Source organism: Serpens gallinarum, from assembly GCF_014836765.1.
GTDB lineage: Bacteria > Pseudomonadota > Gammaproteobacteria > Pseudomonadales > Pseudomonadaceae > Serpens > Serpens gallinarum.
Genome location: NZ_JACSQG010000004.1, coordinates 51736 through 77979 on the forward strand (window position 1 = coordinate 51736; position 26244 = coordinate 77979).

The 26244-nt window shown below is 60.9% G+C and carries 20 protein-coding genes and 1 pseudogene; 12 read left to right on the forward strand and 9 right to left on the reverse strand.

From position 1 onward, the window contains the following. Positions 1-79 precede the first annotated feature (79 nt). On the reverse strand, positions 80-541 hold the full coding sequence (locus tag H9642_RS09560) for a DUF1289 domain-containing protein (protein WP_251836212.1): 462 nt from the start codon (positions 539-541) through the stop codon (positions 80-82). A gap of 391 nt (positions 542-932) precedes the next feature. On the opposite strand from H9642_RS09560, the gene acnB reads away from it, so the two are divergent. The 12 genes and pseudogenes from acnB (at position 933) to cobA (ending at position 18271) form a co-directional block, all read left to right on the forward strand. Beyond that, a complete protein-coding gene (acnB, locus tag H9642_RS09565; protein WP_251836213.1) occupies positions 933-3542 on the forward strand; it encodes a bifunctional aconitate hydratase 2/2-methylisocitrate dehydratase in 2610 nt (869 codons plus the stop codon). A gap of 146 nt (positions 3543-3688) precedes the next feature. Beyond that, a complete protein-coding gene (locus H9642_RS09570; RefSeq protein WP_251836214.1) occupies positions 3689-3898 on the forward strand; it encodes a YgdI/YgdR family lipoprotein in 210 nt (69 codons plus the stop codon). A 225-nt stretch (positions 3899-4123) separates the two neighbouring features. Further along, entirely contained in the window at positions 4124-4756 is a 633-nt protein-coding gene (locus H9642_RS09575; RefSeq protein WP_251836426.1) for an ANTAR domain-containing response regulator, read from the forward strand. A gap of 103 nt (positions 4757-4859) precedes the next feature. After that, entirely contained in the window at positions 4860-6191 is a 1332-nt protein-coding gene (locus tag H9642_RS09580) for a PQQ-dependent sugar dehydrogenase (RefSeq protein ID WP_251836215.1), read from the forward strand. A gap of 211 nt (positions 6192-6402) precedes the next feature. Beyond that, entirely contained in the window at positions 6403-7635 is a 1233-nt protein-coding gene (gene alaC / locus H9642_RS09585) for an alanine transaminase (RefSeq protein WP_251836216.1), read from the forward strand. Positions 7636-8002: 367 nt separating this feature from the next. Beyond that, complete coding sequence (locus H9642_RS09590) at positions 8003-9274, forward strand: CmpA/NrtA family ABC transporter substrate-binding protein (protein WP_251836217.1); 1272 nt, start codon at positions 8003-8005, stop codon at positions 9272-9274. Between the two features lie 17 nt (positions 9275-9291). Continuing rightward, a complete protein-coding gene (ntrB, locus tag H9642_RS09595) occupies positions 9292-10131 on the forward strand; it encodes a nitrate ABC transporter permease (protein WP_251836218.1) in 840 nt (279 codons plus the stop codon). A gap of 120 nt (positions 10132-10251) precedes the next feature. Next, positions 10252-11040: an ABC transporter ATP-binding protein gene (locus H9642_RS09600; protein WP_251836219.1), complete on the forward strand. Its 789-nt coding sequence runs from the start codon at positions 10252-10254 to the stop codon at positions 11038-11040. A 250-nt stretch (positions 11041-11290) separates the two neighbouring features. Continuing rightward, entirely contained in the window at positions 11291-13138 is a 1848-nt protein-coding gene (locus tag H9642_RS09605; protein WP_251836220.1) for a sulfatase-like hydrolase/transferase, read from the forward strand. A 341-nt stretch (positions 13139-13479) separates the two neighbouring features. Further along, positions 13480-14733: pseudogene (locus tag H9642_RS09610) on the forward strand (NAD(P)/FAD-dependent oxidoreductase); the annotation flags it as partial. A gap of 68 nt (positions 14734-14801) precedes the next feature. Further along, a complete protein-coding gene (locus H9642_RS09615) occupies positions 14802-17507 on the forward strand; it encodes a nitrate reductase (protein ID WP_251836221.1) in 2706 nt (901 codons plus the stop codon). 26 nt (positions 17508-17533) lie between these two features. Beyond that, on the forward strand, positions 17534-18271 hold the full coding sequence (gene cobA, locus H9642_RS09620) for a uroporphyrinogen-III C-methyltransferase (RefSeq protein ID WP_251836222.1): 738 nt from the start codon (positions 17534-17536) through the stop codon (positions 18269-18271). A gap of 46 nt (positions 18272-18317) precedes the next feature. On the opposite strand, the gene H9642_RS09625 is transcribed toward cobA, so the two are convergent. The 8 genes from H9642_RS09625 to ppsA all read right to left on the reverse strand — a co-directional run bounded on the left by H9642_RS09625 (position 18318) and on the right by ppsA (position 26208). Further along, positions 18318-19295: an OmpA family protein gene (locus H9642_RS09625; protein ID WP_251836223.1), complete on the reverse strand. Its 978-nt coding sequence runs from the start codon at positions 19293-19295 to the stop codon at positions 18318-18320. Positions 19296-19389: 94 nt separating this feature from the next. Continuing rightward, positions 19390-19983, reverse strand: a complete 594-nt coding sequence (gene sigX / locus H9642_RS09630; RefSeq protein WP_251836224.1) for an RNA polymerase sigma factor SigX — start codon at positions 19981-19983, stop codon at positions 19390-19392. A gap of 84 nt (positions 19984-20067) precedes the next feature. Further along, complete coding sequence (locus H9642_RS09635) at positions 20068-20892, reverse strand: mechanosensitive ion channel family protein (protein WP_251836225.1); 825 nt, start codon at positions 20890-20892, stop codon at positions 20068-20070. 3 nt (positions 20893-20895) lie between these two features. Beyond that, complete coding sequence (locus H9642_RS09640; RefSeq protein ID WP_251836226.1) at positions 20896-21147, reverse strand: CrfX protein; 252 nt, start codon at positions 21145-21147, stop codon at positions 20896-20898. A 53-nt stretch (positions 21148-21200) separates the two neighbouring features. Further along, positions 21201-22196 carry a CorA family divalent cation transporter gene (locus tag H9642_RS09645; RefSeq protein WP_251836227.1) on the reverse strand — a complete coding sequence of 332 codons (996 nt, stop codon included), beginning with the start codon at positions 22194-22196 and terminating at the stop codon, positions 21201-21203. A gap of 16 nt (positions 22197-22212) precedes the next feature. Next, positions 22213-22701, reverse strand: a complete 489-nt coding sequence (rraA, locus tag H9642_RS09650) for a ribonuclease E activity regulator RraA (protein ID WP_251836228.1) — start codon at positions 22699-22701, stop codon at positions 22213-22215. A gap of 73 nt (positions 22702-22774) precedes the next feature. Further along, positions 22775-23770 carry an alpha/beta fold hydrolase gene (locus H9642_RS09655; RefSeq protein ID WP_251836229.1) on the reverse strand — a complete coding sequence of 332 codons (996 nt, stop codon included), beginning with the start codon at positions 23768-23770 and terminating at the stop codon, positions 22775-22777. 68 nt (positions 23771-23838) lie between these two features. Beyond that, entirely contained in the window at positions 23839-26208 is a 2370-nt protein-coding gene (ppsA, locus tag H9642_RS09660; protein ID WP_251836230.1) for a phosphoenolpyruvate synthase, read from the reverse strand. Positions 26209-26244 lie beyond the last annotated feature (36 nt).

Sequence of the window (26244 nt, forward strand, 5' to 3'; positions counted from 1 at the left end):
ACGCCAACCAAAAAGGCCGCTCTTATGGAGCGGCTTTTTGTAACGCCAGGCGTACCCGTCGCAGGACGGTTCACTTACGTCACAGAACCTCACGCCCTTTAGCGACCATGATTTGCTGGTAATGCGCTTCAGACAGGGCAAAAAACTCATTGTCGATGGCATCGCGCACATCGACCAGGCTCCAGTCGCGGAACTCCGGCAACAACGCCAGGCCATAGGCATCCAGGCGATTGATCAGGCGTGCGCCACGTGCGATTAATTGATACGCCCAGCAATAGGGCGATTGCTCGGCCACGAAGCGAATCTGGCGTTGTTCCAGTTGCTGGCGCAGACGCGCCGCATCCAGGACTTGCAGCTTGCTGCGCATCACATGAACCAGCAACGTCTCCAGGCGCAGCATGATTTCGTGCTTGCGCTCATCGTCATAGCCATTCCACTCCACCACTTCGTGGAGAAAGCGCTTGCACCCACGGCACACCAGATCCCCATAGACGGTGGAGCAACGACCGATGCACGGAGTCTTGATGGGCGTTTTGGACATGACGAAACGAGCTGGAAAGTCGAACAGGGCGGCATCTTAGCCCTTTGTCTAACCCCGGTCACCCCGCCTGCCCCATGCGTGCGGGCTTAACTTCGGACGCAATCTCCATTAGAATCCACCCGCCTTTTTAGGCGCCAACGTCCGAGCGAAGCTGTTTTCAAAGCGTCACGAGCACAGTTGAGAATCCGAACGGGACGAAGTGGCGCAGACACTGCCCAGTGCCGGTAGCCCTACCCCTCGTCCCAATCGGCGTAAAACTTTGAAAACAGCTTCTTGAGGGGGAATTTTCGCAGTCATGGCGAAGCCGCCCATAACGCGGCAGAGCGCATGGCGCGACGATTCTCAGGAAAAGTGTCCCGCCCTCGATGGGACCACTGATGAGGTAATAACTGTGCTTGAAGCTTACCGCAAACACGTAGCAGAGCGTGCCGCCCAGGGTATCGTGCCCCAGCCGCTAAACGCCGAACAAACCGCAGGCCTGATCGAGCTGCTGAAGAACCCACCGGCCGGCGAAGAAGCCTTCCTGGTCGACCTGATCACCAACCGTGTTCCCGCGGGCGTTGACGAAGCCGCCTACGTCAAGGCCGGTTTCCTTTCCGCTATTGCCAAGGGCGAAGCCTCCTCTCCGCTGATCAACAAGCAACGCGCCGTTGAACTGCTGGGCACCATGCAGGGCGGCTACAACATCGCCACTTTGGTCGAGCTGCTGGACGATGCCGAGCTGTCCGCCGTGACCGCTGAGCAACTCAAGCACACCCTGCTGATGTTCGACGCCTTCCACGACGTCGCCGAAAAAGCCAAGGCCGGCAATGCCAACGCCAAGGCCGTGCTGCAGTCCTGGGCTGACGGCGAGTGGTTCCAGAAGCGCCCGGCGCTGGCTGAAAAGATCACCCTGTCCGTCTTCAAGGTCACCGGCGAAACCAACACCGACGACCTGTCCCCGGCTCCGGATGCCTGGTCGCGCCCGGACATCCCGCTGCACGCCCTGGCCATGCTGAAGATGGCCCGCGACGGCATCAACCCGGACGTTCCCGGCTCGGTCGGTCCGATCAAGCAGATGGAGGCACTGAAGGCCAAGGGCTTCCCGGTTGCCTACGTCGGTGACGTGGTCGGTACCGGTTCGTCCCGCAAGTCTGCCACCAACTCCGTGCTGTGGTTCTTCGGCGACGACATCCCGAACGTGCCGAACAAGCGCGCAGGTGGCTTCTGCTTCGGCACCAAGATCGCCCCGATCTTCTACAACACCATGGAAGACGCCGGCGCTCTGCCGATCGAGTTCGATTGCTCCAACCTGGCCATGGGCGACGTCATCGACGTGTACCCCTACAAGGGCGAAGTGCGCCGCCACGGCAGCGACGAGCTGGTCACCACCTTCGAACTGAAGACCGACGTGCTGCTGGACGAAGTTCGCGCTGGCGGTCGTATCCCGCTGATCATCGGTCGCGGCCTGACCGACAAGGCTCGCGCCGAACTGGGCCTCGGCCCGGCCAACCTGTTCAAACTGCCGGTCGCTCCGGCTGACAGCGGCAAGGGTTTCACCCTGGCCCAGAAGATGGTTGGTCGCGCCTGCGGTTTGCCGGAAGGCAAGGGCGTACGTCCGGGCACTTATTGCGAACCGAAGATGACCACTGTCGGTTCCCAGGACACCACCGGCCCGATGACCCGCGACGAGCTGAAAGACCTGGCGTGCCTGGGCTTCTCCGCTGACCTGGTGATGCAGTCCTTCTGCCACACCGCCGCCTATCCGAAGCCGATCGACGTCACCACCCACCACACCCTGCCGGACTTCATCAAGAACCGTGGCGGCGTGTCCCTGCGTCCCGGCGACGGCATCATCCACAGCTGGCTGAACCGCATGCTGCTGCCCGACACCGTCGGCACCGGTGGCGACTCGCACACCCGCTTCCCGATGGGCATCTCCTTCCCGGCCGGTTCCGGCCTGGTGGCCTTCGCCGCCGCCACCGGCGTCATGCCGCTGGACATGCCGGAATCCGTACTGGTGCGTTTCAAAGGCGAAATGCAACCGGGCATCACCCTGCGTGACCTGGTCCATGCCATCCCCTACTACGCCATTCAGGAAGGCATGCTGACGGTCGAGAAGAAGGGCAAGAAGAACATCTTCTCCGGCCGCATCCTGGAAATCGAAGGCCTGAACAACCTGACCGTTGAACAAGCCTTCGAACTGTCCGACGCCTCCGCCGAGCGTTCGGCTGCCGGTTGCACCATCAAGCTGCCGGAAGAGGCCATCGCCGAGTACCTGAAGTCCAACATCACCCTGCTGCGCTGGATGATCAGCGAAGGCTACGGCGATGCCCGCACCCTGGAGCGTCGCGCCCAGGCGATGGAAGCCTGGCTGGCCAAGCCGCAGCTGCTGGAAGCCGACAAGGACGCCGAATACGCTGCCGTGATCGAAATCGATCTGGCCGACGTGAAGGAGCCGGTTCTCTGCGCCCCGAACGATCCGGACGACGCCCGTCTGCTCTCCAGCGTTGCTGGCGAGAAGATCGACGAAGTGTTCATCGGTTCGTGCATGACCAACATCGGTCACTTCCGCGCCGCCGGCAAGCTGCTGGAAAAGGTCAAGGGCGGCATTCCGACCCGTCTGTGGCTGGCTCCGCCAACCAAGATGGATGCTCACCAGTTGACCGAAGAAGGCTACTACGGCATCTACGGCAAGGCTGGCGCGCGCATGGAAATGCCGGGCTGCTCGCTGTGCATGGGTAACCAGGCACGTGTCCAGACCGGTTCGACCGTGGTGTCCACCTCGACCCGTAACTTCCCGAACCGCCTGGGTGATGCGACTAACGTGTACCTGGCGTCTGCCGAGCTGGCTGCGGTCTCCTCGATCATCGGCAAGCTGCCGACTGTCGAAGAGTACATGGCCTACGCCAAGGACATCGACAGCATGGCTGCCGATGTCTACCGCTACCTGAGCTTCGACCAGATCGCCGAGTTCCGCGAAGCCGCTGCGAACGCCCAGATCCCGGTCGTTCAAGCCTAAGCGTCATCGGTAAACGAAAAGCCCCGCCTTGTGCGGGGCTTTTTCGTTTCCGGCACGTCTGGTCATTTTGTCGGGAGCATCTGGCGCCTTCGCTTGTCATTACCTTGTACGCCGATTTGGCGGATCAACGACAAGAGAGGTAGATCATGAAGCACTGGATCATAGCCGCATGCTGCGTGCTGGGCCTTGCCGGCTGCGCCAGCGACTACATCATTGCCACCAACGATGGACAGATGCTCGACAGCCGCGACAAGCCCAGGCTGGACGATGACACCGGCCTGCTCGAATACAAGGATGAGGAAGGGCGCACCAAGCAGATTCCGCAGTCGCATGTCCGGCAGATCATCCAGCGCTGACGCTATCTGTCCGCCTTACATTCATGAGACCTGCCTGCCGCTGTTGTTCGGCCTGCAACGGGCCACTGGCGGGCAGAGCTTTCAATCCCTTGGCATAGCCCTTGCCTGACTTCATTCACGACTTGTTACGCTCAACGAACTTTCCTGCTGGCAACCGCTTCATCGAAGGCGGACGCCCGAGTGAGTCGGTCTGAGCGCATCGACACGCACCAGGATGAAGCCATGATGAACAATTCCCGTTACCCGCTGCCCCCAAAAGAGGCGGCAGCCCACCCACTGCGCATCCTGCTGATCAATGACACCGCAAAAAAAATCGGTCGCCTGAAAAGCGCCCTGCTGAAGGCGGGCTTCGCGGTTATCGACGAGCCGGGGTCGAGTCTCAATCTGCCTGAGCGTGTGGCGGCAGTACGCCCCGATGTGGTGTTGATCGACAGCGAATCCCCGGGGCGCGACGTGCTGGAGCACATCGTCCAGGTCACCCGCGAGCAGCCCCGGCCGATTGTCATGTTCACCGACGAGCACGATCCGGACGTAATGCGCCGCGCCATCCGCTCCGGGGTCAGTGCCTATATCGTCGAAGGTATCCAGGCCGAGCGCCTGCAACCCATTCTTGATGTGGCCATGGTCCGGTTTGAGAGCGAACAGGCATTGCGGGCCGAATTACAGGCTCGCGAGGCGCAACTGGCAGAACGCAAGCGTATCGAGTTGGCCAAAGGCCTGCTGATGAAGATGAAGCAGTGCAATGAAGAAGAGGCCTATACCCTGATGCGTCGCCAGGCCATGGGGCGGCAGCAGAAGCTGATCCAGGTGGCCGAACAGGTCATCGCCATGAGCGAACTGCTGGGTTCCGAGGGCTAACCCTGGAGTTTCGATCCCCTCACCCTGCCTCGGGCATCCAGAACCAAACAGCCTGCTCTGGAGTCTGCCACTGAAGGGAAAACCACTTTTCCCGGAGGCGCGCATGTCCTCTTATCGCCTGTTTCTGTCCAGTCTGCTTGTTCTGAGCCTCAGTGCCTGCAGCGAACACGCTCTGCTACCTGTCGAAGCAGGCTACGGACCCGATCCTGCACTGCCCCAACCCAACAAGACACTGATTCCAACCGTCAACGTGGCCACCGCCGTGGGCTGGCCGGAGAATGGCCGGCCTTCACCCGCTGCAGGCCTTGTCGTACACGCTTTCGCGAGGGGTTTGGATCATCCCCGCTGGCTGTATGTACTGCCCAATGGCGATGTCCTGGTGGCGGAGACCAACGCGCCGCCCAAGCCCGGGAAAAAGAAAAGCATCAAGTCCTGGTTCACCGACAAGGCAATGGAACGAGCCGGCGCCGGCGTCCCCAGTGCCAACCGGATCAGTCTGCTGCGCGACAGCGATCGGGATGGCGTAGCCGATGTGCAGACGCCTTTTCTGGAGAATCTCAACTCGCCCTTCGGCATCGCGCTGGTCGGCGATCAGCTGTACGTGGCCAACACGGACGCGGTGGTACGGTTTCCCTATCGTGCAGGCCAGACCCGCATAAATGTGCAGGGCGAGAAAGTGATGGACCTGCCAGGCGGACCGATCAACCATCACTGGACCAAGAATCTGATCGCCAGCCCGGACGGTCGCAAGCTCTATGTCACCAGCGGCTCCAACAGCAATGTGGGCGAAAACGGCATGGAAAACGAAGAAGGTCGGGCGGCGATCTGGGAGTACGATCTTGCTTCGGGACAGTCGCGTATTTTTGCGTCAGGTCTGCGCAACCCCAACGGTCTGGATTGGGAACCGCACACCGGCGCCCTGTGGACCGCCGTAAACGAGCGCGATGAAATCGGCAGCGATCTGGTGCCGGACTACGTCACCTCGGTGCAGGAAGGCGGCTTCTACGGGTGGCCTTACAGCTACTACGGCCAGCACGTCGACGCGCGCGTCACACCACCGCGTCCGGACCTGGTCGCCAAGGCGCTGGTGCCGGATTACGCACTCGGCGCCCACACCGCCTCGCTGGGCATCAGCTTTGCCGAGCGCAGCGCCCTGCCCCGGTTCAACGAAGGGCTGTTCGTGGCCCAGCACGGCTCCTGGAACCGCAAACCGCACAGCGGCTATAAAGTGATATTCATTCCCTTCGCCAATGGCAAACCCAACGGCCAGCCCATCGATGTACTGACCGGTTTCCTCAACGAGAAACAAGAAGCCATGGGGCGGCCCGTGGATGTAGCCCTGGATAGCCAAGGTGCGCTGCTGGTCACCGATGACGTCGGCAATACCGTGTGGCGGGTCAGCCCGCAAACCGGCGGCGCAGCAGCCAGTCCATAGTTCGACCCCCACCAGCAGCGCATACGTTCATGGAGGGCGAGGCCGCCAGCAGCGCCACAATCGGAGGCGGTAAGCTCGGCTCTCATAATCGCCAACCTGCAGAGGCGGAGCTTGCGGCCTGTCGCTTATTCGGCGTATGTTCTGCGCCTGGCCAGCGTACTGGCCAACGTCGCTCGGACGGTTCCGGGCGCTTACGTACTTCGAGGAAAGCATGTCTGACAAGGCACCGCGCCGCTTTGCGCGCATCGATCGTCTCCCCCCCTACGTGTTCAACATCACCGCCGAATTGAAGATGGCAGCCCGCCGCCGTGGCGAGGACATCATCGACTTCAGCATGGGTAACCCGGACGGCGCCACGCCACCGCACATCGTGGAAAAAATGGTCCAGGTCGCCCAGCGCGAGGACACCCACGGTTACTCCACCTCCCGCGGTATTCCACGCCTGCGCCGCGCCATCTCGCACTGGTACAGGGATCGCTACGCCGTGGAGATCGACCCGGAAAGCGAAGCCATTGTCACCATCGGCTCCAAGGAAGGCCTGGCGCACCTGATGCTGGCAACTCTGGACCAGGGCGACACCGTGCTGGTGCCCAACCCCAGTTATCCGATCCATATCTACGGCGCGGTGATTGCTGGCGCCCAGGTGCGCTCGGTGCCGCTGATCCCGGGCGTGGATTTCTTCGCCGAATTGGAGCGGGCGATCCGCGAGTCGATTCCCAAGCCGAAGATGATCATCATCGGCTTTCCCTCCAACCCCACGGCCCAGTGCGTGGAATTGGATTTCTTCGAACGCGTGGTGGCGCTGGCCAAGCAGTACGACATTCTTGTGGTGCACGACCTGGCCTACGCCGACATCGTCTACGACGGCTGGAAGGCGCCCTCGATCATGCAGGTTCCCGGTGCGAAGGACGTGGCGGTGGAATTTTTCACCCTGTCCAAGAGCTACAACATGGCGGGCTGGCGCATCGGCTTCATGGTCGGCAACCCCGAGCTGGTCAGCGCGCTGGCGCGCATCAAGAGCTACCATGACTATGGCACCTTTACCCCGCTGCAAGTCGCCGCCATCGCCGCGCTGGAAGGCGACCAGCAATGCGTGCGCGACATCGCCGAGCAGTACAAGCAGCGCCGCGATGTGATCGTCAAAGGCCTGCACGAAGCCGGCTGGATGGTCGAGAACCCCAAGGCCTCGATGTATATCTGGGCGAAGATTCCTGAACCTTATGCTCACCTGGGCTCGCTGGAGTTCGCCAAGAAGCTGCTGGCTGAAGCCAAGGTGTCGGTCTCGCCGGGGATCGGCTTTGGCGACTATGGTGACGACCATGTGCGCTTCGCCTTGATCGAGAATCAGGATCGCATCCGCCAGGCAGTGCGTGGCATCAAGGCGATGTTCCGCGCTGATGGCCTAGTTACTCCTCCCGCCAAGGCCCGCAAAGCCGAGGCCTGATTCGCATCTGCCTGAACTGTGGGGCCGTCCCCATAAGTTAGCTAAGCCACCGCAGCCGAGAGCGGCCTCGAACTTGTGAGTCGCTCGCCGGCATGCGCTGCTCTGGCGCAGGGCGCCTTCTGCGCCGCACAACCACAAGGCATTTACCTGCCCCCACTCACAAAGAAAATCTCAACCCTTTGTTTTAAAAGCTTTTTATAAGAAAAGAAAAATTGGCAAGCCCTTTGCTTTATGGAACATAACTTCGCATAGCACGCCAACGGCGGCGGGCTGCGCTTCACGAACAACGGCGTTCGTCAGACCGACCTCTTTGGAGGAACCGTCTGGCACGCCGTTTTTTATTGCCAGGAGTAAAGGAGCCACACCCATGAGCGAGCGAAATTCGGATATTCCGCTGGACAGCAACCGTCGCCACTTTCTCAAACAGTCCATTGCGATTGCCGGCGTCACCGGCCTTAGCCTCGCCGCCCCCGGTTTTTTGCGCAGCAGTGCCTGGGCCGCCGGCTCGGATGCGCCAGAGAAGACCGACCTGAAGATCGGCTTTATCCCGCTCACTGACTGCGCTTCGGTGGTGGTGGCCGCCACCCAGGGTTTCGGCAGTAAATACGGGCTGAATATCATCCCGAGCAAGGAAGCGTCTTGGGCCGGGGTGCGCGACAAGCTCAACACCGGCGAACTGGATGCCGCCCACGTGCTGTACGGGATGATGTACGGCGCCCAGTTGGGCGTGGCTGGCCCGCAAAGAGACATGGCCGTGCTCATGGGTCTGAATCAGAACGGCCAGGCCATCACCCTTTCCAAGCAGCTGCGCGACGCCGGCGTGACCACTGGCGAGCAATTGGCCGCCCATGTCAGCCAGTCGCCCACGCCGCTGACCTTCGCCCAGACCTTTCCCACCGGCACGCATGCCATGTGGCTGTATTACTGGCTCGCCGCCCACGGCATCAACCCGCTGAGCGATGTGAAAACCATCACCGTGCCGCCGCCGCAGATGGTGGCCAACATGCGCGTCGGCAACATGGACGGCTTCTGTGTTGGCGAGCCCTGGGGCGCGCGAGCCATCTTCGACAAGGTCGGTTTTACCGCAGCCACCAGCCAGCAGATCTGGCCGGATCACCCGGAAAAAGTGCTCGGCACCACGCGCTCTTTTATCGAGCGATACCCCAATACCGCCCGCGCACTGGTCATGTCCTTGCTGGAAGCCAGCCAGTTCATTGATGCCAGCGTGGAGAACCGCAAAAGCACGGCCAGGCTGATCGCCGGCAAGGCCTATGTGAACGCGCCGGTGGACGTGATCGAGCAGCGCTTCCTCGGCAACTACGAGGACGGCCTGGGCAAGAGCTGGCAGGACCCGCACGCCATGGTTTTCTGCCGTGAAGGCAGCGTCAACTTCCCCTATCACTCCGACGGCATGTGGTTTCTTACCCAGTTCCGCCGCTGGGGTCTGATCAAGGAGGAGCCGAACTACGCCGCCGTGGCCGCAGGCATTAACCAGACCGCGCTGTACCGCGAGGCAGCCAGCGCGCTCAACCTGCCTGTACCGGATAGCGTGATGCGCAGCAGCACGCTGATCGACGGCAAGCTCTGGGATGGCAGCAACCCGGCGGCCTACGTCCAGTCGTTTGCCGTCAAAGCCTGACATTTAGGAGAGTCACCATGAATGCTTCCGTGACGCCCCCCCTGCAAACGCCCAGCGCGCAGTTGCCGACCAGAACGCTGGCCACTCTACTGCGCCCGCTGTTCAAGGCCTGCGTGCCGCCGCTCCTGGGGATTGCGCTGTTTCTATTCGTCTGGTCGCTGATTGCAGCGAAAAGCACAGGACTACCAGGACCGCTGAGCACCGGGCAGGCGGCGCTGCTGTTGTTTGCCGACCCCTTCTACGACAACGGCCCCAACGACATGGGTATCGGCTGGAACATTCTCAACTCGCTGGGTCGGGTCGGGGTCGGTTTCGGCTTGGCGGCGCTGGTCGGCATTCCGCTGGGCTTCGCCATCGGCCGCTTCGCCTTCCTGGCCAGCATGCTGTCACCCATCATCAGCCTGCTGCGCCCGGTCTCGCCGCTGGTCTGGCTGCCCATTGGCCTGCTGGTCTTCGAGGCGGCCGGGCCGGCGTCCATCTGGGTGATCTTCATCAGCGCGATCTGGCCGATCATCCTCAACACCGCCGCCGGCGTGGCCAGCGTGCCGCAGGATTACCTGAACGTGGCGCGAGTGCTCAAGCTCTCCGAGTTCAAGGTGCTTACCCGCATCCTGTTCCCCGCGGTGCTGCCGCACCTGATGACCGGCATTCGCCTGGCCATCGGCGTCGCCTGGCTGGTGATCGTTGCGGCGGAAATGCTCACCGGCGGCATCGGTCTGGGCTTCTGGGTGTGGGACGAATGGAACAACCTCAACGTCGAGCACATTCTGATCGCCATCATCATCGTCGGCCTGGTTGGCCTGGTACTGGAACAGAGTCTTGTGTGGCTGGCCAAGCGTTTCGATTACGCGAGCTGATTGTTAGGCCAGCACGCTGGCTGTCACCTCCCAAAACGACATTTACCTACGGCCTGAACCCCGGGTGGACAACCGTTGTGTGTTGTCCGCCAAACGTACACAGCACGCAGGAGCTTTGTGATGGACAAATTCGTTGAGCTGACCCGAGTCAGCAAGCACTTCGATACCCGCAAAGGCCGCTTTCAGGCCCTCAGCGACGTCAACTTGAGCATCGCCCAGGGCGAATTCGTTTCGCTGATTGGCCACTCCGGCTGCGGCAAGTCCACCGTCCTCAACCTCATCGCCGGCCTGCTGGATGCCAGCGAGGGCGGACTGATTTGCAATGGCCGGGAAATCGACGGTCCAGGGCCGGAGCGTGGCGTGGTATTCCAGAACCACAGCCTGCTGCCCTGGATGACCTGCTTCGCCAATGTCTACCTGGCGGTGGAGAAGGTGTTCGCTCAGGAAAGCAAAGCTCAGCGCACCGCGCGCACCGAGGCGGCGTTGCACATGGTTGGCCTGGATCACGCCCTGCACAAATACCCCAGCGAGATCTCCGGCGGCATGAAACAGCGCGTCGGCATCGCACGCGCACTGGCCATGGAACCCAAGGTGCTGCTTATGGATGAGCCGTTCGGCGCGTTGGACGCCCTGACCCGCGCCCACCTGCAGGATGAGCTGCTGCGCATCGTTACCGCCACCCGCAGCACGGTGGTGATGGTGACCCATGACGTTGACGAGGCAGTGCTGCTCTCCGACCGTATCGTGATGATGAGCAACGGCCCGGCCGCTACAATCGGTGACATCGTCAGGGTCGAACTGGCGCGACCGCGTAACCGTCTGGCACTGGCCAACGATACCCAGTACCACCGCTACCGCAGCGCGGTGCTGGAATTCCTCTATCAGCGCCAGCAGCGACCGGCAGCGTGATCTCCATGTGTTCAGGGCCTGTGCAAAACAGGCCTGTTTGTTATTAAAGAAACGTTCTCTCCCGCCGATTATCCCTCCACGCAGGCAAGAAACGATGCACCTGTGTCAAGCAATCCGTGCGAGTTTCTGCCCTGCCACCTCAGCGCAATCAGCATTCGGTCACAGAGCGTCGCTCCTGACCGCCATTGAATGCCCGAAAGCGCTCTTGCCAACTTGCGGGGAGCATGGCTCCCGAGACACAGGAATTTCCATGCATCGCCCAATTCCCTATCGCCTGCGTGCCGATACCCTGTTCTGGATGCTGAGCTGGTTAGCGCTGGCAGTGCACCTGACTACTTTTTTTGAAGCTTCGACCACGCCTGGCTTGATGTTTTATCAGTTCGTGCTGATTGGCACCTACGCATTGATGTTCCTCTTCCCCTCGTGGTTGCTGAGTCGCCTGAGCCGCTGGTTGCCCCGCGGTGGGCAATTCACAGTGCAGATCGTGATGACTACGTTGGTGCAGCTGTTGGTTTATACCGATGGCCTGCTATGGACCCTGTACGGCTTCCATTTAAATGGCTTCGTCTGGAACATCATTACCACGCCAGGCGGTATTGCCGCGCTGGGCTCTTCGGAGTCCAGCTATTTCGGCTTCGCCATGATTGGCTTCGGCTTTCTCCTCAGCCAGACAGTATTGCGCCTGCTGGCCAGCGCCGTGCTCCGTTTCGCTCCCCGCCTGCGCCTGCCGCGCATGGCCTGGGTGTTGTCGCTGTTCTTCATCATGACCTTGGGTGATCGATTCAGTTATGCCGTGAGCCAGTTTTATGGCTACACCCCGTTGCTGGAAACGGCGCAACGCGTACCTTTCTATCAGCCGCTGACCATGAGCCGATTCCTGGATGAAACGCTGGGGCTGGACCGTCCGCAAAGCCTGAAAATCGAAAACGCCACCCTCAAGGGCCAACTGGCCTACCCGCAGGCACCTCTATACATCCAGCCGCCGGAAAAACCGCTGAACCTGGTCTGGCTGGTGTCCGAGTCCTGGCGTGCCGACACCCTCAATGCCTATGTCATGCCCCAAACGACGGCCTTCTCCGAACACGCGCTGCGCTATCAGAACCACTTTTCCGGCGGCAACGGCACACGCATGGGGCTGTTCAGTCAGTTCTACGGTCTACCGGCCAACCTCTGGTTCCCGGTGCTCAACGCGCGAATCGGTAGCCCAGTGATCGACGTGCTGCAGCAGCAGGACTATCAGATCCGTCTGTTCACCAGCGCCAAGTTCACCTATCCGGAGTTCGACAAGACCTTGTTCGTCCGCGTCCCACCGGAGCAGATGCAAGCGTTCGACAGCGCCCCCACCTGGCAGCGCGATCGCAAGAACGTTGGCGACCTGCTGGACTTCATCGACCAGCGCGACCCGAACAAACCGTTCATGACGTTCATGTTCTTCGAGTCGCCCCACGCCAATTACAATTTCCCGCCCGAGTCGGTGATCGAACCGGATTACCTGCCAGATTTCAGCTACGCCAGTATGGATCTTGAGCGTGATATCGAAGGCATTCGCAAGCGCTACCTGAACGCCGTGCATCACTTGGACGGCCAGATCGCCCGGGTACTCGACCACCTGAAGGCCAAGGACCTGATGAACGACACGCTGATCGTGATCACCGGCGATCATGGCGAGGAGTTTATGGAGCACGGCCGCTGGGGCCACAATTCCACCTTCTCCGATGAGCAGATCCGCGTACCGATGGTGCTCTGGGTGCCCGGTCGGGAAGCCCAGCAAGAAAGCCTGCGCACCAGCCATGTCGACCTGTTGCCAACTCTGTTGCCGTTGCTCGGCGTGCAGAATCCGGGACGCGATTACAGCATCGGCCACAGCCTGTTCGAACCCAAGGCCAACCGTACGCTGATCGCCGGCGACTGGGATCGTTTGGCCTTTATTGATGAACACCACAAGGTCGTAGTGCCCTTCGCCAATGGCAACTTCACCGCGATGCAGGCCAGCCAGGCCAATGACAATGCTCTGCCTAATCCGATGCAGGTCGTGCAACAGCTCTTGCCCGTGATTCGCACGGAGCTGCAAGGCTTCCGCCGTTTCATGGCGCACTAAGCCTGAGGCCGGTACACCTTCGTGTACCGGCCTGCTTTCCCTGACCCGAACACCGCCTCGCGTACACCGCCCAGCGAACGCGCACCCATGCGGGCAACCCGCACTATTGCGGTGCAGCTCCAGCGGACCCAGCGCTCCTGAAAAGCTCCTGGATCGGCCGTTTGACCAGTTGGCACAACCCCTGCTTTATCCCCACTGAACAGACATCGCGCTCGGCCCTCAACGACGACAGCCAGCGCTTCCCGAATGAATCGGGGAACAGGACAAAGGCGTCCTTGCCGGATAACCGGCGGGACGCCTTTTTTGTTTTTCGGCTTCGGCCTCCGTGACGGAGAAGCAGGATGAAAAAACTCAAGCTGGTGTTGGTGGGCAACGGCATGGCCGGAGTGCGCACACTGGAGGAGTTGCTCAAGCTCACTCCAGATCTTTACGACATCACCGTGTTCGGCGCCGAGCCGCACCCCAATTACAACCGCATCCTCCTGTCGCCGGTCTTGGCAGGCGAACAGACCTTCGAGGAAATTGTCCTCAACGACCTCGACTGGTATGCACAGCACAGCATCCGCCTGCTGCTTGGCCGCACGGCGGTGAAGATCGACCGTCACCGGCGCGCAGTGATTGCCGACGACGGCAGCGAGGTTGAATACGATCGCCTGCTGCTCGCCACCGGCTCCACCCCGTTTATCCTGCCGGTGCCGGGACACCGACTGAACGGCGTGATCGGCTACCGCGACATTGCCGACACCCGCACAATGCTGGACACCGCCAAGACCCACCGTCACGCCGTGATCATCGGCGGCGGCCTGCTCGGCCTGGAAGCCGCCAACGGTCTCAAGCAACGGGGCATGGACGTCACCGTGGTGCACCTGGGCGACTGGCTGCTGGAGCGTCAGCTCGACCGTACCGCCGGCAAGTTGCTGCAGAGCGCCCTGGAATCACGCGGCATCCGCTTTCGTCTAAGCGCCGTCACCGACGAGTTGCTCAACAACGGTGACGGCCGCGTCTGCGCTGTCCGCTTCAAGGACGGCGAGGTGGTGTCTGCCGACCTGGTGGTCATGGCCGCCGGCATTCGCCCGAATGCCGCTCTGGCAGAAAGCGCTGGCCTGCCCTGCAACCGCGGCATCCTGGTCAACGACACGATGCAGACTTACGACCCGCGCATCTACGCAGTCGGCGAGTGCGCCAACCATCGCGGCACCACCTATGGCCTGGTGGCGCCGCTGTTCGAGCAGGCCAAGGTCTGCGCCAACCATCTGGCTCAGTTCGGCATTGGCCTATACAAGGGCTCAGTCACCTCCACCAAGCTCAAGGTCACCGGCATCGACCTGTTCTCGGCTGGAGACTTCATGGGTGCTGAAGGCACCGAAACCATCATCCTCTCCGACCCTCTCGGCGGCGTATACAAAAAACTGGTGATCAAGGACAACATACTGGTTGGCGCCTGCCTGTATGGCGACACCGCTGACGGCGGCTGGTATTTCCGCCAGGTGCGCGAACGGAGCGATATCAGCCAGATACGCGATTACATGATGTTCGGCCAAAGCTGCTTCGGCGACGGGGCCCATCGGGACCCGCACAGTCCCGCTAGCCCGCCTCAGGTCATGCACCCAAACACCGCGGCCGACTGCGCATGAACCCGCCGCCAATCCTGGAATCGGGTGTCGTGCCTACTAAGCCCACTATCACCGCTTCGACCTGTTGCTACTGTGGTGTCGGCTGCGGCGTGCTTATCGAACACGACGGCGAGCGCATCCTCGGCGTACAAGGCGACCCTGACCATCCGGCCAATTTCGGCCGGCTTTGCAGCAAGGGCGCGTCCCTGCACCTGACCGGCGATGTCGACGCCCGCGCCCGGTACCCTGAGCTGCGCCTGGGTAAAACCCCGGCCCGCAGCCGCACCGACTGGGACACCGCACTGGACCACGCCGCCACGGTGTTCGCGGACACTATCACCGCGCACGGCCCGGACAGCGTGGCCTTCTACATTTCCGGCCAGTTGCTGACCGAGGACTACTACGCCTTCAACAAACTGGCCCGCGCCATGGTGCACACCAACAACATCGACAGCAATTCGCGGCTGTGCATGTCCAGCGCAGTGGTGGGCTACAAGCGCAGCCTGGGCGCCGATGCCCCGCCCTGCTCCTACGAGGACATCGAACAAAGCGACTGCCTGCTGATTGTCGGCAGCAACATGGCCTACGCCCACCCGGTGTTGTTCCGCCGTCTGGAAGCCGCCAAAGCGGCACGCCCACAGATGCGCATCATCGTGGTCGACCCGCGGCGCACCGACACCTGCGAACTGGCCGACCTGCACCTGGCCATCCTGCCCGGTACCGATGTCGCATTGTTCCACGGCCTGCTGCACCTGTTGCTGTGGGAAGGCTGGATCGACCGAGCCTATATCGATGCGCACACCCAGGGCTTCGATGAGCTCAAGCTACTGGTGCGTGACTATTCGCCGGCCAGCGTCGCCCGGCTATGCGGCATCAGCCTCGAGGAACTGCAACACTGCGCCCGCCTGATTAGCAGTGCACCCACCTTCCTGAGCCTGTGGTGCATGGGCCTGAACCAATCCACCGCCGGCAGCGCCAAAAACAGCGCGCTGATCAACCTGCACCTGGCCACCGGGCAAATTGGCAAACCTGGCGCCGGCCCCTTTTCCCTGACCGGCCAGCCGAACGCCATGGGCGGCCGTGAAACCGGCAGCCTGAGCAACCTGCTGCCCGGCCATCGCGAAGCAGGCAACCCTGAACACCGTGCCGAAGTCGCGGCCTATTGGGGCGTGGAGCAATTGCCGGTAACCAACGGCCTTTCCGCCGTGGAGCTGTTCGACGCGGTACATGACGGACGCATCAAGGCGCTGTGGATCGCCTGCACCAACCCGGCGCAGTCGCTGCCGGACCAGCAAAAAATTCATGAGGCGCTGAGTCGTTGTCCGTGCGTGGTGGTGCAGGACGCCTTCGCCACGACAGAAACCTGCAGCTTCGCCGATTTGTTACTCCCCGCCGCCAGTTGGGGTGAAAAAGACGGCACCGTGACCAACTCGGAACGGCGCATCAGCCGGGTACGCCGCGCCGTCACGCCACCCGGCGAGGCGCGCACGGACTGGTCCATCATCTGCGATTTCGCCCGCCGTCTGGAGCAGCGCCTACGGCCTGGCCGGCCGAGCCTGTTCGACTTTACTAGCCCCGAAGCGCTGTTCGAGGAGTACAAGGGCCTCACTGCTGGCCGCGACCTGGATTATTCCGGCCTCAGCCACGCTGTGCTGGAACAACTGGGCCCGCAGCAATGGCCGTTTCCGCCTGGCGCCCGCCAGGGCACGCCGCGCCTGTACCTCGACGGGCGCTTTTCTACCGCAGATGGCCGCGCGCGCTTTATCGCCGAGCCTTACCGGGCCGCGAAAGAACTACGCGACGCCCGTTATCCGCTGCTCCTCAATACCGGTCGCCTGCGGGATCAGTGGCACGGCATGAGCCGTACCGGCACCGCCGCGCAGCTGTTTGGCCACGCGCCAGACGCGGTGCTCGGCCTGCATCCTGATGATTTGCGCCAACGCCAGCTGCGGCACGGCGATCTGGTGCGGCTGCGCAGCCGGCGCGGCAGCCTGATCCTGCCGGTTCACGCCGACGAAGCGCTGCTCCCCGGCCAGGCCTGGCTGCCCATGCATTGGGGCAACCGCTTTCTCAAAGGCCTGGGTATTAACGTGCTGACCCAGCCCGCTTTCGACCCGCTGTCCAAGCAGCCGGAGCTTAAAATCAGTGCCGTTGACGTAGAAAAAGTGGAGCTGCCTTGGCAGTTGTTTGTCCTGATCGAAGGCGATGTGCAGCGCCATTTCAACGAGTTACGCCCGTTATTTGAAAACTTCGCCTACGCCAACCTGAGCCTGGCGGGGCGCGATCGCCCGGCATTGCGGATCAAGGCCGCCCACTCACGGGCGCCTGATGCCGAGTGGCTGGCACGTATCGATAGGTTGCTCGGCCTGCACGAAGGAGCGGTCCTGGCCTACGACGACCCGCACCGCACAGTGGGCAAGCGCCTGCGCATTGAGGACGATCGCATCGTCGCCCTGCGCCTGGCCGGCGAAACCCTGGCCCGTGACTGGCTGCAAAGCCTATGGGAAGAAGGCCGGTTTGACACCGAACTGCGCCGCTGGCTGCTGGCCCCGCTTTCTGCGCAACCCGGCGGCGACACCAAACCCAGCAAGACCCTGTGCAATTGCCTGAACGTCAGCGAAAACAGTGTCTGCGCCGGCATAGCCAGGGGGCTCGATCTCAGCGGCCTGAAACACGAACTCAAATGCGGTACCAGTTGTGGCTCTTGCGTGCCTGAGATCCGGCGATTGCTGGCAAGTCGGCCGATGGCTGTTTGAACATATTCGTTATGGAAGGAAAAACCATGAATGCAAAAGTCTGGCTGGTCGGTGCGGGTCCCGGTGATCCGGAGTTACTCACACTCAAGGCGGTGAAGGCGTTGCAGCACGCCGACATCGTGATGATTGATGATCTGGTCAACCCGGCGGTACTGGAGCACTGCCCCAATGCCCGTGTGATCCCGGTGGGCAAGCGCGGCGGCTGTCGCTCTACACCCCAGGCGTTCATTCACCGGCTCATGCTGCGCTACGCCCGGCAGGACAAGTGTGTGGTGCGCCTGAAGGGCGGCGATCCGTGCATTTTTGGTCGCGGCAGTGAAGAAGCCGACTGGTTGAGCGCTCGCGGCATCCCAGTCGAAATCGTCAACGGCATTACCGCCGGGCTGTCCGGCCCCACTGCTTGTGGCATACCCTTGACCCGGCGCGGCATTGCCCGTGGCGTAACCCTGGTGACCGCTCACACCCAGGATGACAGTACGCAGGACTGGGCCGCGCTGGCCAAGGGCGGCACTACCTTGGTGGTGTACATGGGCGTGGCCAAACTGACAGAAGTGCGTGACAGCCTGCTGGCCGGTGGTATGCGCAGCAACATGCCGGTGGCCCTGATCGAAAATGCTTCCCTGCCGCAGCAACGCCATTGCCGCAGCACATTAGCCGCCATGCAACAGGCGGCTACGGACTTTCAATTGAAAAGTCCGGCGATCCTGGTAATTGGCGAAGTAGCGGCGCTTCCCGCCACGTTGCAACTGTCGCAATCCGCCTAAACGAAAAAACCGGCCGAAGCCGGTTTTTCCTAACTGGGGAGGAAGCTTATTGAGCCTCAGCTTCCACATGCGCTTCCACACGACGGTTGATCGCGCGTCCTTCCTCGGTTGCGTTGTCCGCGACCGGTCGGGTTTCACCGTAGCCGATCGAGTCGACACGGTTGCCGCCAACACCGTAATCATCAACCAATACCTTGCGCACAGAGTTGGCGCGCCGCTCGGACAGGTCGAGGTTATAGGCATCGGTGCCCACGGAGTCAGTATGGCCTTCGACCGTGGTCCGGGTATCCGGGTACTGGCTCATGAAGTCCGCGAGGTTCTGAATATCGGCGTAACTGTCAGGCCGCACGACGTCCTTATCGAAGTCGAACTTGACGTCCAGCTCGACACTTACCACGTCAGGTACTGGCTCTTCCTGAGGCATCGGCTCCGGCATCGGCTCCGGTGCTGCCGCTACCTCACGCTGGGTTCCGCCAAAGTTCAAACCCACGCCGACACCGGCCATCCACTCGCTGTCGCCACGGTCGATGTTATGCATGCCATCGACACCAGCGCGGGCGAAGAACATCTCAGTGAAATAATATTTCACCCCTGCGCCGACATTGGCAAACGTGCTGCTGTCGCGGCCACTGCGGTCAGCCTGGCCAATGCTCTGGTGCGCCACTCCGGCGGACAGGTACGGGCGCAGCCCTACACCTGGCTCACCGAAGTGATAGACGGCATCGAGAGCCGCCAAGCTACCTTTGATGTTTTTGTGCCCGCCATCGGCGGCGACGGGATCGTCTGAGGAGAGATCGTGATATTCGCCATAGGACAAGCCCAGAGAAACATCATCGGTGAGAAAGGTGCTGATACCTGCGCCGTAGAGCTCACCTGAGCTTTCAATATCACGTCGGCTATCCGGGTAATATTGTTTACCGAAGGCTTCCACCTCAACAGCACCTTGACCTTGGGCCAGCGTCTGCAAAGAAGTCGCGGCAAGCAGGGAGCCAATGGCAACACCTAAGGTGTTCTTGAGCTTCATCCTTATATCCCCATCTGATGTGGTATGTGCGCTCCTGATAATGAACTTGTGATTTAAAAGTTCGAGGAGCCTGAACCATAGAGGGGGATTGCCGCTACAAAGTTTCCAGCGCGCCGGAAAATTTTTCCCGCATTCGGTCCAAGGCGCGCTTGTAGCGCATCTTGGTGGCACTCAAGCCCATGTGCATGATGTCGGCAATTTCCTGAAACTCCAGCTCTGCGACAAACCGCAACACGAGTATTTCACGATCGATCGGATTGACGTGCACCAGCCAGCGATCCAATCCCCCGGTATCTTGAAGCGTGGCGGTTTTTTCTTCCGCGGCTTCTTCCTGAGGATCCAGACTCAGAGCATCGAGCAGCCTGCGCTTGCGACGTTCCTTGCGATACTGGGTAATGCATTCGTTGTAGGTGATGCTGTATAGCCAAGTTTTGAACTTCGACTTGCCTTCGAAGTTCTTCAAGCCATACAAAACCTTGAGCATGACTTCCTGACAAACATCATCGGCATCCCGGTCATTACCCAGATAACGGGCACAGACATTGAACAGGGTGCGCTGATAACGACGCATCAACTCCTCGTAGGCCCGAGTAACGTGAAACAACTCCGAATGGGCGCGCGCGACCAACTCCTCATCGGATAGATCGCGGGGATTGTAGCGCTGGCTGGGGGGATGGGCTTTATTCAAAACTAGTCTATCGGAGGTCGGGTCGAATCCGCATCAGCCCTTAGGGTCGGGCAAATCGGTGCATACAGTAGCAGGATTGCAGCCTTAGCGGCTGCTGACCCGATGTTCTAGCATCATTCGATTGGCAATCGACACCAATTCGCCCTCATCGGTGAGCAAAACGGTTTTCACCGTACCAATTTCTTCGATTTGGCCTTTGATTTCCGCGACCACGACATCCTGCCCGACCTCATACAGTTCCCGTACGTAGATCCCGGCAATGATCTGCCCGGCGATGTCCCGACTGCCCAGCCCCAACGCCAGCGCCACCGCCAGTCCAACCGTGATCAGCACGATGGCAATGATGTTGTTGAGCAGATCGGTCTTGACCTCAAGTTGGCCAATAGCCACTGAGATGCTGATGATGATCACCATGGCCTGGGCCACACGGCCAAGGGTATTGGCATATTCCAAGCCGACACCTTCGGCGGCGCCACGCACCAGACTGCTCGCCAGTTGGGCGAGCAGCACACCGGCGAGCAAAACCAGAGCCGCGCCGAACACCTTGGGCAAATACAGAGCGAACACGTCGAGGGTCGCGGATACCCGCTGCAGCCCCAGCGACTCGGCCGCCGAGACCAGGAACACCAATAACACGAACCAGTAAACGATCTTGCCAATCAGGGTGGACACCGGAACCCGGATGCCCACGCGAGACATCATCTTGTTCATGCCGGTACCGGCCATCAACCGGTCGAGGCCGATCTTGGCCAGCAGCTTCGACAACAGCGTATCAAGCAGCTTGGCTACCACGAAACCAAGCAGCACCACGACCAGCGCGCCGAACATCCGAGGAATGAACGCCGCTACCGAGCCCCACATGGTACTCATGGCGTTGACGAGGCTTTGGGTCCAGGGATCGAATTCCATTATTCAGTCAGCCTTTTTTTCAGCAAAACGAGCGGATGCAGAGAGTTTTCGTGAGGTCGGCTTGAGGTGCCCCGAACCGTTGTTCAGGGCAATCATCAGCGCCTCGAACCAGTTACCCACCAGCGAGAAAAGATCACCGGCTCCAACCTGGCGATTGGCGGTCTTCAGAACACGTCCCAGCGCAGCCCCGTCATCATGGGAGGCCGGCACCGATTTGAGCATGTCGCGCAGGGATTCTTCAAAGGGATCTTGCATGGGAACCTCGGGTTGCCTGTCGGCTAGACGTGGCGAGAAATGGGCAAGTCACATCACAACCAGCGCAAACGGCGGAACCACCACCACTCAATGGCCAGCACTAGCGCCATTAACAGGCACACCAGCAGAAACCCATAAGGGCTTTCGATCCCCGGCATGCCACCGACATTGACGCCCAGCAATCCAGCCAAAAAACTCAGCGGCAGAAACAAACCGGTAATGATGGCCAGGCGGTAGAGGGTTCGTCCCACATGCTCGCTGCGCCGTTGCTGTTCAGCTTCCAGCAGCAAGGCCACTCGCTCGCGGATCGATTCAAGCTCTTCCAGATACCGGATCAAGCGGTTGTTAAGCTCATTCCAGTAAACGGTATCGTCCGCCACGAACCAGGACAGACGACTGCGTGACAGCGTGGCGAACAGATCACGCTGCGGGGTAAGAAAACGGCGCAACGCAGCCGCCCGGCGACGAATCTGCAGGAGTGAACCATGTTCAGGCAAATGACGCTCATCGGCTTCGGCACGCTCTTCCAGTTCATCGAGCTGCTCAGCCAGCTGAGTCAGTGGCGCCTCAAGCTTCTCGGTCATGCTCTCAGCCAGGTACAACAAGGCTTCGGAAGGCGTTTTCGGTCCTTCGCTGCGTGCCCAGGCGGCAATCATCTCATCGGTTGCATGTAGGGGGCGCAGACGCAGTGAAACAAGCCGTCGGCTATCGGCGAAGAAGCGCGCCGACACCATGTCCTCCGGCTCGGCGCCGGGATTGAAATTGACGCCGCGCAGAAACAGCAGCAGTTGCTCGTCGTCCAGCGTCAGCACACGCGGGCGGGTTGCGTCTTCGAGCAGCAGATCGCAACTGAAGACAGAGAGCCCGCTGGCCGTGCGCAACCACCGTTGCGCCTGGACATGACCGCGATCCCAATGCAACCAGAGGCTCTCCCCCTCTTCCAGGCAAAGCCCTTCAAGGTCCTCGGGTGCCAGTCCTCGCGCACCGCCTCGGCCATCCATCACGAAGGCATGCAGCAGGCCACTCTCAACCACGTTGGTCATCTGCATCAGCGCAACAGATGTATCAACCCGGCATGCTCAACGGCTGTGGGGAAACAATGATGCCGTTGTTGTCGGCATACACGTAATGTCCGGGGTGGAAAGTCACACCGGCAAACGCCACCACCACATTGAGGTCACCGATGCCGCGCTTATCGGTTTTCATTGGATGGCTGGCCAGCGCCTGCACGCCCAAGTCCGTTTGCGCCAACATGTCCACATCACGCACGCAACCGTACACCACGATGCCTTCCCAGCCGTTTTTGGCGGCCTTCTCGGCCAGCATGTCGCCGAGCAGCGCACGGCGCAGCGAACCACCGCCATCGACCACCAGCACTTTACCTTCGCCCGGCTGATCGACCTGCTCCTTGACCAGCGAATTGTCCTCGTGGCACTTGATGGTGACGATCTGGCCACCAAAGGAATCACGCCCGCCGAAGTTGGCAAACATCGGTTCGACGGCCTGCACCAGGTCCGGATAGGCATCGCACAGATCAGGGGTGACGTATTGCATGAGGTAGCTCCTTGGATTGTTCTCGGTGAACGAAACAGCCGTCAGGCGAGACATCTTATCTGCAGTAACGCCTTTAGCACAGGGCTTTGCCCGTAACCGGAGGTGTCGCCTGCGGCGCCGCCAGTCGCTGCTCCTGCAGCCAGTCGAGCATCAAGGGCCAGACTTCACGCTGCGCCGATTTGCTGACCAGCATCTCAATATGTCCGAAGGGATTACTGAATCCGCTCTTGGGTCCCAGACACAGGAACTCCCGCTGCGACGAGCCAAACTGCTTGAGCAGCTTTTGGCAGGCTTTGGGTGAATCCTGCCGATCCCCTTCTGCCGCCACCGCCAGAACCGGAATCTGCACGTCAGCCAACCCAGCCCACCAGTTGCTTTGCGCGTTCCCAAAACGCCCGAACAATCCGTGCCAGCGCAGGGTTTCCCTGACTACAGCAACGGGCTCATCTTCCGGCCCGCGCTTCAGACGATGCCCCGACAGGTACTTGAAGCAACTGAGCAACCCATGCGCAGCCAGTTCCAGCGGCGGAAATTTCAGCGGCCAATAGATCTGACTTACCTGACTGCCAAACAGCGCAATCGATGCAGCTTCACGGTCGGTCAGGTAGTGACCGCCAAACGCAGCCGCCAGCACTACGCCCCCCAGCGAATGCCCCATCCAGTGAGGCGCCTGGCCAGATTGTTCCTGGATGAAGGCCGCGATGGCCGGCAGGTCGTAACGGGCATAGTCCGCTACCCGGTTACGTCGATAGTCACGATTGCGCGGCGACAGGCCATGCCCGCGCATTTCAGGTATCCACACATCGAACCCGGCACGCGCCAGAAAGGCGCCAAAACCGATTCCTCGCGGCGAAAACCAGAATCGTCGATTGGAGAAGCTGCCGTGCAACAGGACGACCGGAATGCCCCGCTTGCCCGGCTCTTGTGCCCGGCCCAGTCGGGTGACGGCCAGTTCGACCGTCTCGTCGGGGCTGTTGCGGGGTTTCAGCAGGTAAACATCTTCGCTCAGATCGCCGCAAAGGTCGGCGCTGAGCAGTACAACAGGAAAAAGCCGACTGCTACTTTGCATTTTTTGATTTTCTTGAACATAAAAAAAGGCGGGTAGAAACACCCGCCTTGCCAGTATGGTCGATAGACTCAGACTTGACCTTCCGCCAGGAAGAACCAGGTATCGAGAACCGAGTCAGGATTCAGCGACACGCTTTCGATGCCTTGTTCCATCAGCCATTTGGCCAGATCCGGATGATCCGAGGGGCCCTGGCCGCAAATGCCGATGTACTTGCCGGCCTTGTTGCAAGCCTGGATGGCGCTGGACAGCAGCTTCTTGACCGCCGGATTACGCTCGTCAAACAGGTGGGCAATGATGCCCGAATCACGGTCCAGGCCAAGGGCCAGCTGGGTCATGTCATTGGAGCCGATGGAGAAGCCGTCGAAGAATTCCAGGAACTCGTCAGCCAACAGGGCGTTGGAAGGCAACTCGCACATCATGATCACGCGCAGGCCGTTCTCGCCGCGCTTGAGGCCATACTGGGCAAGCAGATCCACCACCTGGGAGGCTTCGCCCAGGGTGCGCACGAACGGCACCATCAGCTCGACGTTGGTCAGGCCCATGACGTCGCGCACCTTTTTCATGGCGCGGCATTCCAGCTCGAAGCAGTCGCGGAAGGACTCGCTGATGTAGCGCGAGGCACCACGGAATCCGAGCATCGGGTTTTCTTCTTCCGGCTCGTAAAGCTTGCCGCCGATCAGGTTGGCGTATTCGTTGGACTTGAAGTCTGACAGGCGCACGATGACTTTCTTCGGCCAGAACGCAGCAGCCAAGGTGCTGACGCCCTCGACCAGCTTCTCGACGTAGAAATTCACCGGATCGTCATAACCCGCGATGCGCTTCTGCACGCTGTCTTTGATTTCCGGCGGCAGGCTGGCGTAGTTCAGCAGCGCCTTTGGGTGCACGCCGATCATGCGGTTGATGATGAATTCCAGACGCGCCAAGCCGACGCCGGCATTAGGCAGTTGGGCGAAGTCGAAGGCGCGGTCCGGGTTGCCGACGTTCATCATGATCTTGAACGGCAGTTCGGGCATCGCGTCGACGGAGTTCTTGCGAATATCGAAACCCAGCTCACCTTCAAAAATGAACCCGGTATCGCCTTCAGCGCAGGATACGGTCACACCCTGGCCATCTTTCAGCACCTGGGTGGCATTGCCGCAGCCGACCACAGCCGGAATACCCAGCTCACGCGCGATGATTGCCGCGTGGCAGGTGCGCCCGCCACGGTTGGTAACGATCGCGCTGGCGCGCTTCATGACCGGCTCCCAGTCCGGATCGGTCATGTCGGAGACCAGCACGTCGCCAGGCTGAACCTTGTCCATCTCGGACACGTCGTTGATGATCCGGACCGGACCGGCGCCGATGCGCTGGCCGATGGCACGACCTTCAACCAGTACGGTGCCCTTTTCTTTCAGCAGGTAACGTTCCATGACGTTACCGCTGGTGCGACTCTTCACGGTTTCCGGACGCGCCTGCACGATGTACAGCTGGCCGTCGTCACCGTCCTTGGCCCACTCGATGTCCATCGGACGGCCATAGTGTTTCTCGATGATCAGCGCCTGTTTGGCGAGGCTGGTCACTTCTTCGTCGGTCAGGGCAAAACGGGCACGGTCGGCACGATCGACCTCGACGGTTTTCACCGATTTGCCGGCCTTGGCTTCGTCGCCATAGACCATCTTGATCGCCTTGCTGCCCAGGTTGCGACGCAGGATGGCCGGACGGCCCGCCTCCAGGGTCTGCTTGTGAACATAGAATTCATCGGGGTTGACCGCGCCCTGCACGACGGTTTCGCCCAGGCCGTAGGCACCGGTAATGAACACGACATCGCGGAAACCGGATTCGGTGTCCAGGGTAAACATGACGCCCGCGGTAGCGGTTTCCGAACGGACCATGCGCTGTACGCCAGCAGACAGGGCGACCAGCTTGTGATCGAAGCCCTGATGCACACGGTAGGCAATGGCACGGTCGTTGAACAAGGACGCGAAGACTTCCTTGGCGGCGCGAATCACGTTCTCCACACCACGAATGTTGAGGAAGGTTTCCTGCTGGCCGGCGAACGAGGCATCCGGCAGGTCTTCAGCGGTGGCTGAGGAGCGCACGGCAACGGCCATGTTCGGGTTGCCCTGGGACATTTCGGCGAAGGCGGTGCGGATATCGGCATTCAGTTGCTCGGGAAACTCAGCTTCCATCACCCACTGGCGAATCTGCGCACCGGCCTTGGCCAGGGCATTCACGTCATCGACGTCAAGCGAATCGAGCAGCGCGTGGATTTGGTCGTTCAGACCGCTCTGCTCCAGAAAGTCGCGATACGCCTGGGCGGTGGTCGCAAAACCACCGGGTACGGAAACGCCGGCACCTGCGAGGTTGCTGATCATCTCGCCCAGGGAGGCGTTCTTGCCCCCTACGCGCTCGACGTCGTGATTGCCGAGCTTATCGAGGGAAACTACGTACTCAACCAAGGTATTCTCTCCACGCTGTATGGGATAGGCTCATGC

Excerpts from the sequence above, each read along its gene's own strand:
- H9642_RS09560 (WP_251836212.1), bottom strand. The coding sequence starts at position 541 with ATGTCCAAAACGCCCATCAAGACTCCGTGCATCGGTCGTTGCTCCACC.
- H9642_RS09570 (WP_251836214.1), top strand. The coding sequence starts at position 3,689 with ATGAAGCACTGGATCATAGCCGCATGCTGCGTGCTGGGCCTTGCCGGC.
- H9642_RS09575 (WP_251836426.1), top strand. The coding sequence starts at position 4,124 with ATGAACAATTCCCGTTACCCGCTGCCCCCAAAAGAGGCGGCAGCCCAC.
- H9642_RS09580 (WP_251836215.1), top strand. The coding sequence starts at position 4,860 with ATGTCCTCTTATCGCCTGTTTCTGTCCAGTCTGCTTGTTCTGAGCCTC.
- alaC (WP_251836216.1), top strand. The coding sequence starts at position 6,403 with ATGTCTGACAAGGCACCGCGCCGCTTTGCGCGCATCGATCGTCTCCCC.
- H9642_RS09590 (WP_251836217.1), top strand. The coding sequence starts at position 8,003 with ATGAGCGAGCGAAATTCGGATATTCCGCTGGACAGCAACCGTCGCCAC.
- ntrB (WP_251836218.1), top strand. The coding sequence starts at position 9,292 with ATGAATGCTTCCGTGACGCCCCCCCTGCAAACGCCCAGCGCGCAGTTG.
- H9642_RS09600 (WP_251836219.1), top strand. The coding sequence starts at position 10,252 with ATGGACAAATTCGTTGAGCTGACCCGAGTCAGCAAGCACTTCGATACC.
- H9642_RS09605 (WP_251836220.1), top strand. The coding sequence starts at position 11,291 with ATGCATCGCCCAATTCCCTATCGCCTGCGTGCCGATACCCTGTTCTGG.
- cobA (WP_251836222.1), top strand. The coding sequence starts at position 17,534 with ATGAATGCAAAAGTCTGGCTGGTCGGTGCGGGTCCCGGTGATCCGGAG.
- H9642_RS09625 (WP_251836223.1), bottom strand. The coding sequence starts at position 19,295 with ATGAAGCTCAAGAACACCTTAGGTGTTGCCATTGGCTCCCTGCTTGCC.
- H9642_RS09635 (WP_251836225.1), bottom strand. The coding sequence starts at position 20,892 with ATGGAATTCGATCCCTGGACCCAAAGCCTCGTCAACGCCATGAGTACC.
- H9642_RS09640 (WP_251836226.1), bottom strand. The coding sequence starts at position 21,147 with ATGCAAGATCCCTTTGAAGAATCCCTGCGCGACATGCTCAAATCGGTG.
- H9642_RS09645 (WP_251836227.1), bottom strand. The coding sequence starts at position 22,196 with ATGCAGATGACCAACGTGGTTGAGAGTGGCCTGCTGCATGCCTTCGTG.
- rraA (WP_251836228.1), bottom strand. The coding sequence starts at position 22,701 with ATGCAATACGTCACCCCTGATCTGTGCGATGCCTATCCGGACCTGGTG.
- H9642_RS09655 (WP_251836229.1), bottom strand. The coding sequence starts at position 23,770 with ATGCAAAGTAGCAGTCGGCTTTTTCCTGTTGTACTGCTCAGCGCCGAC.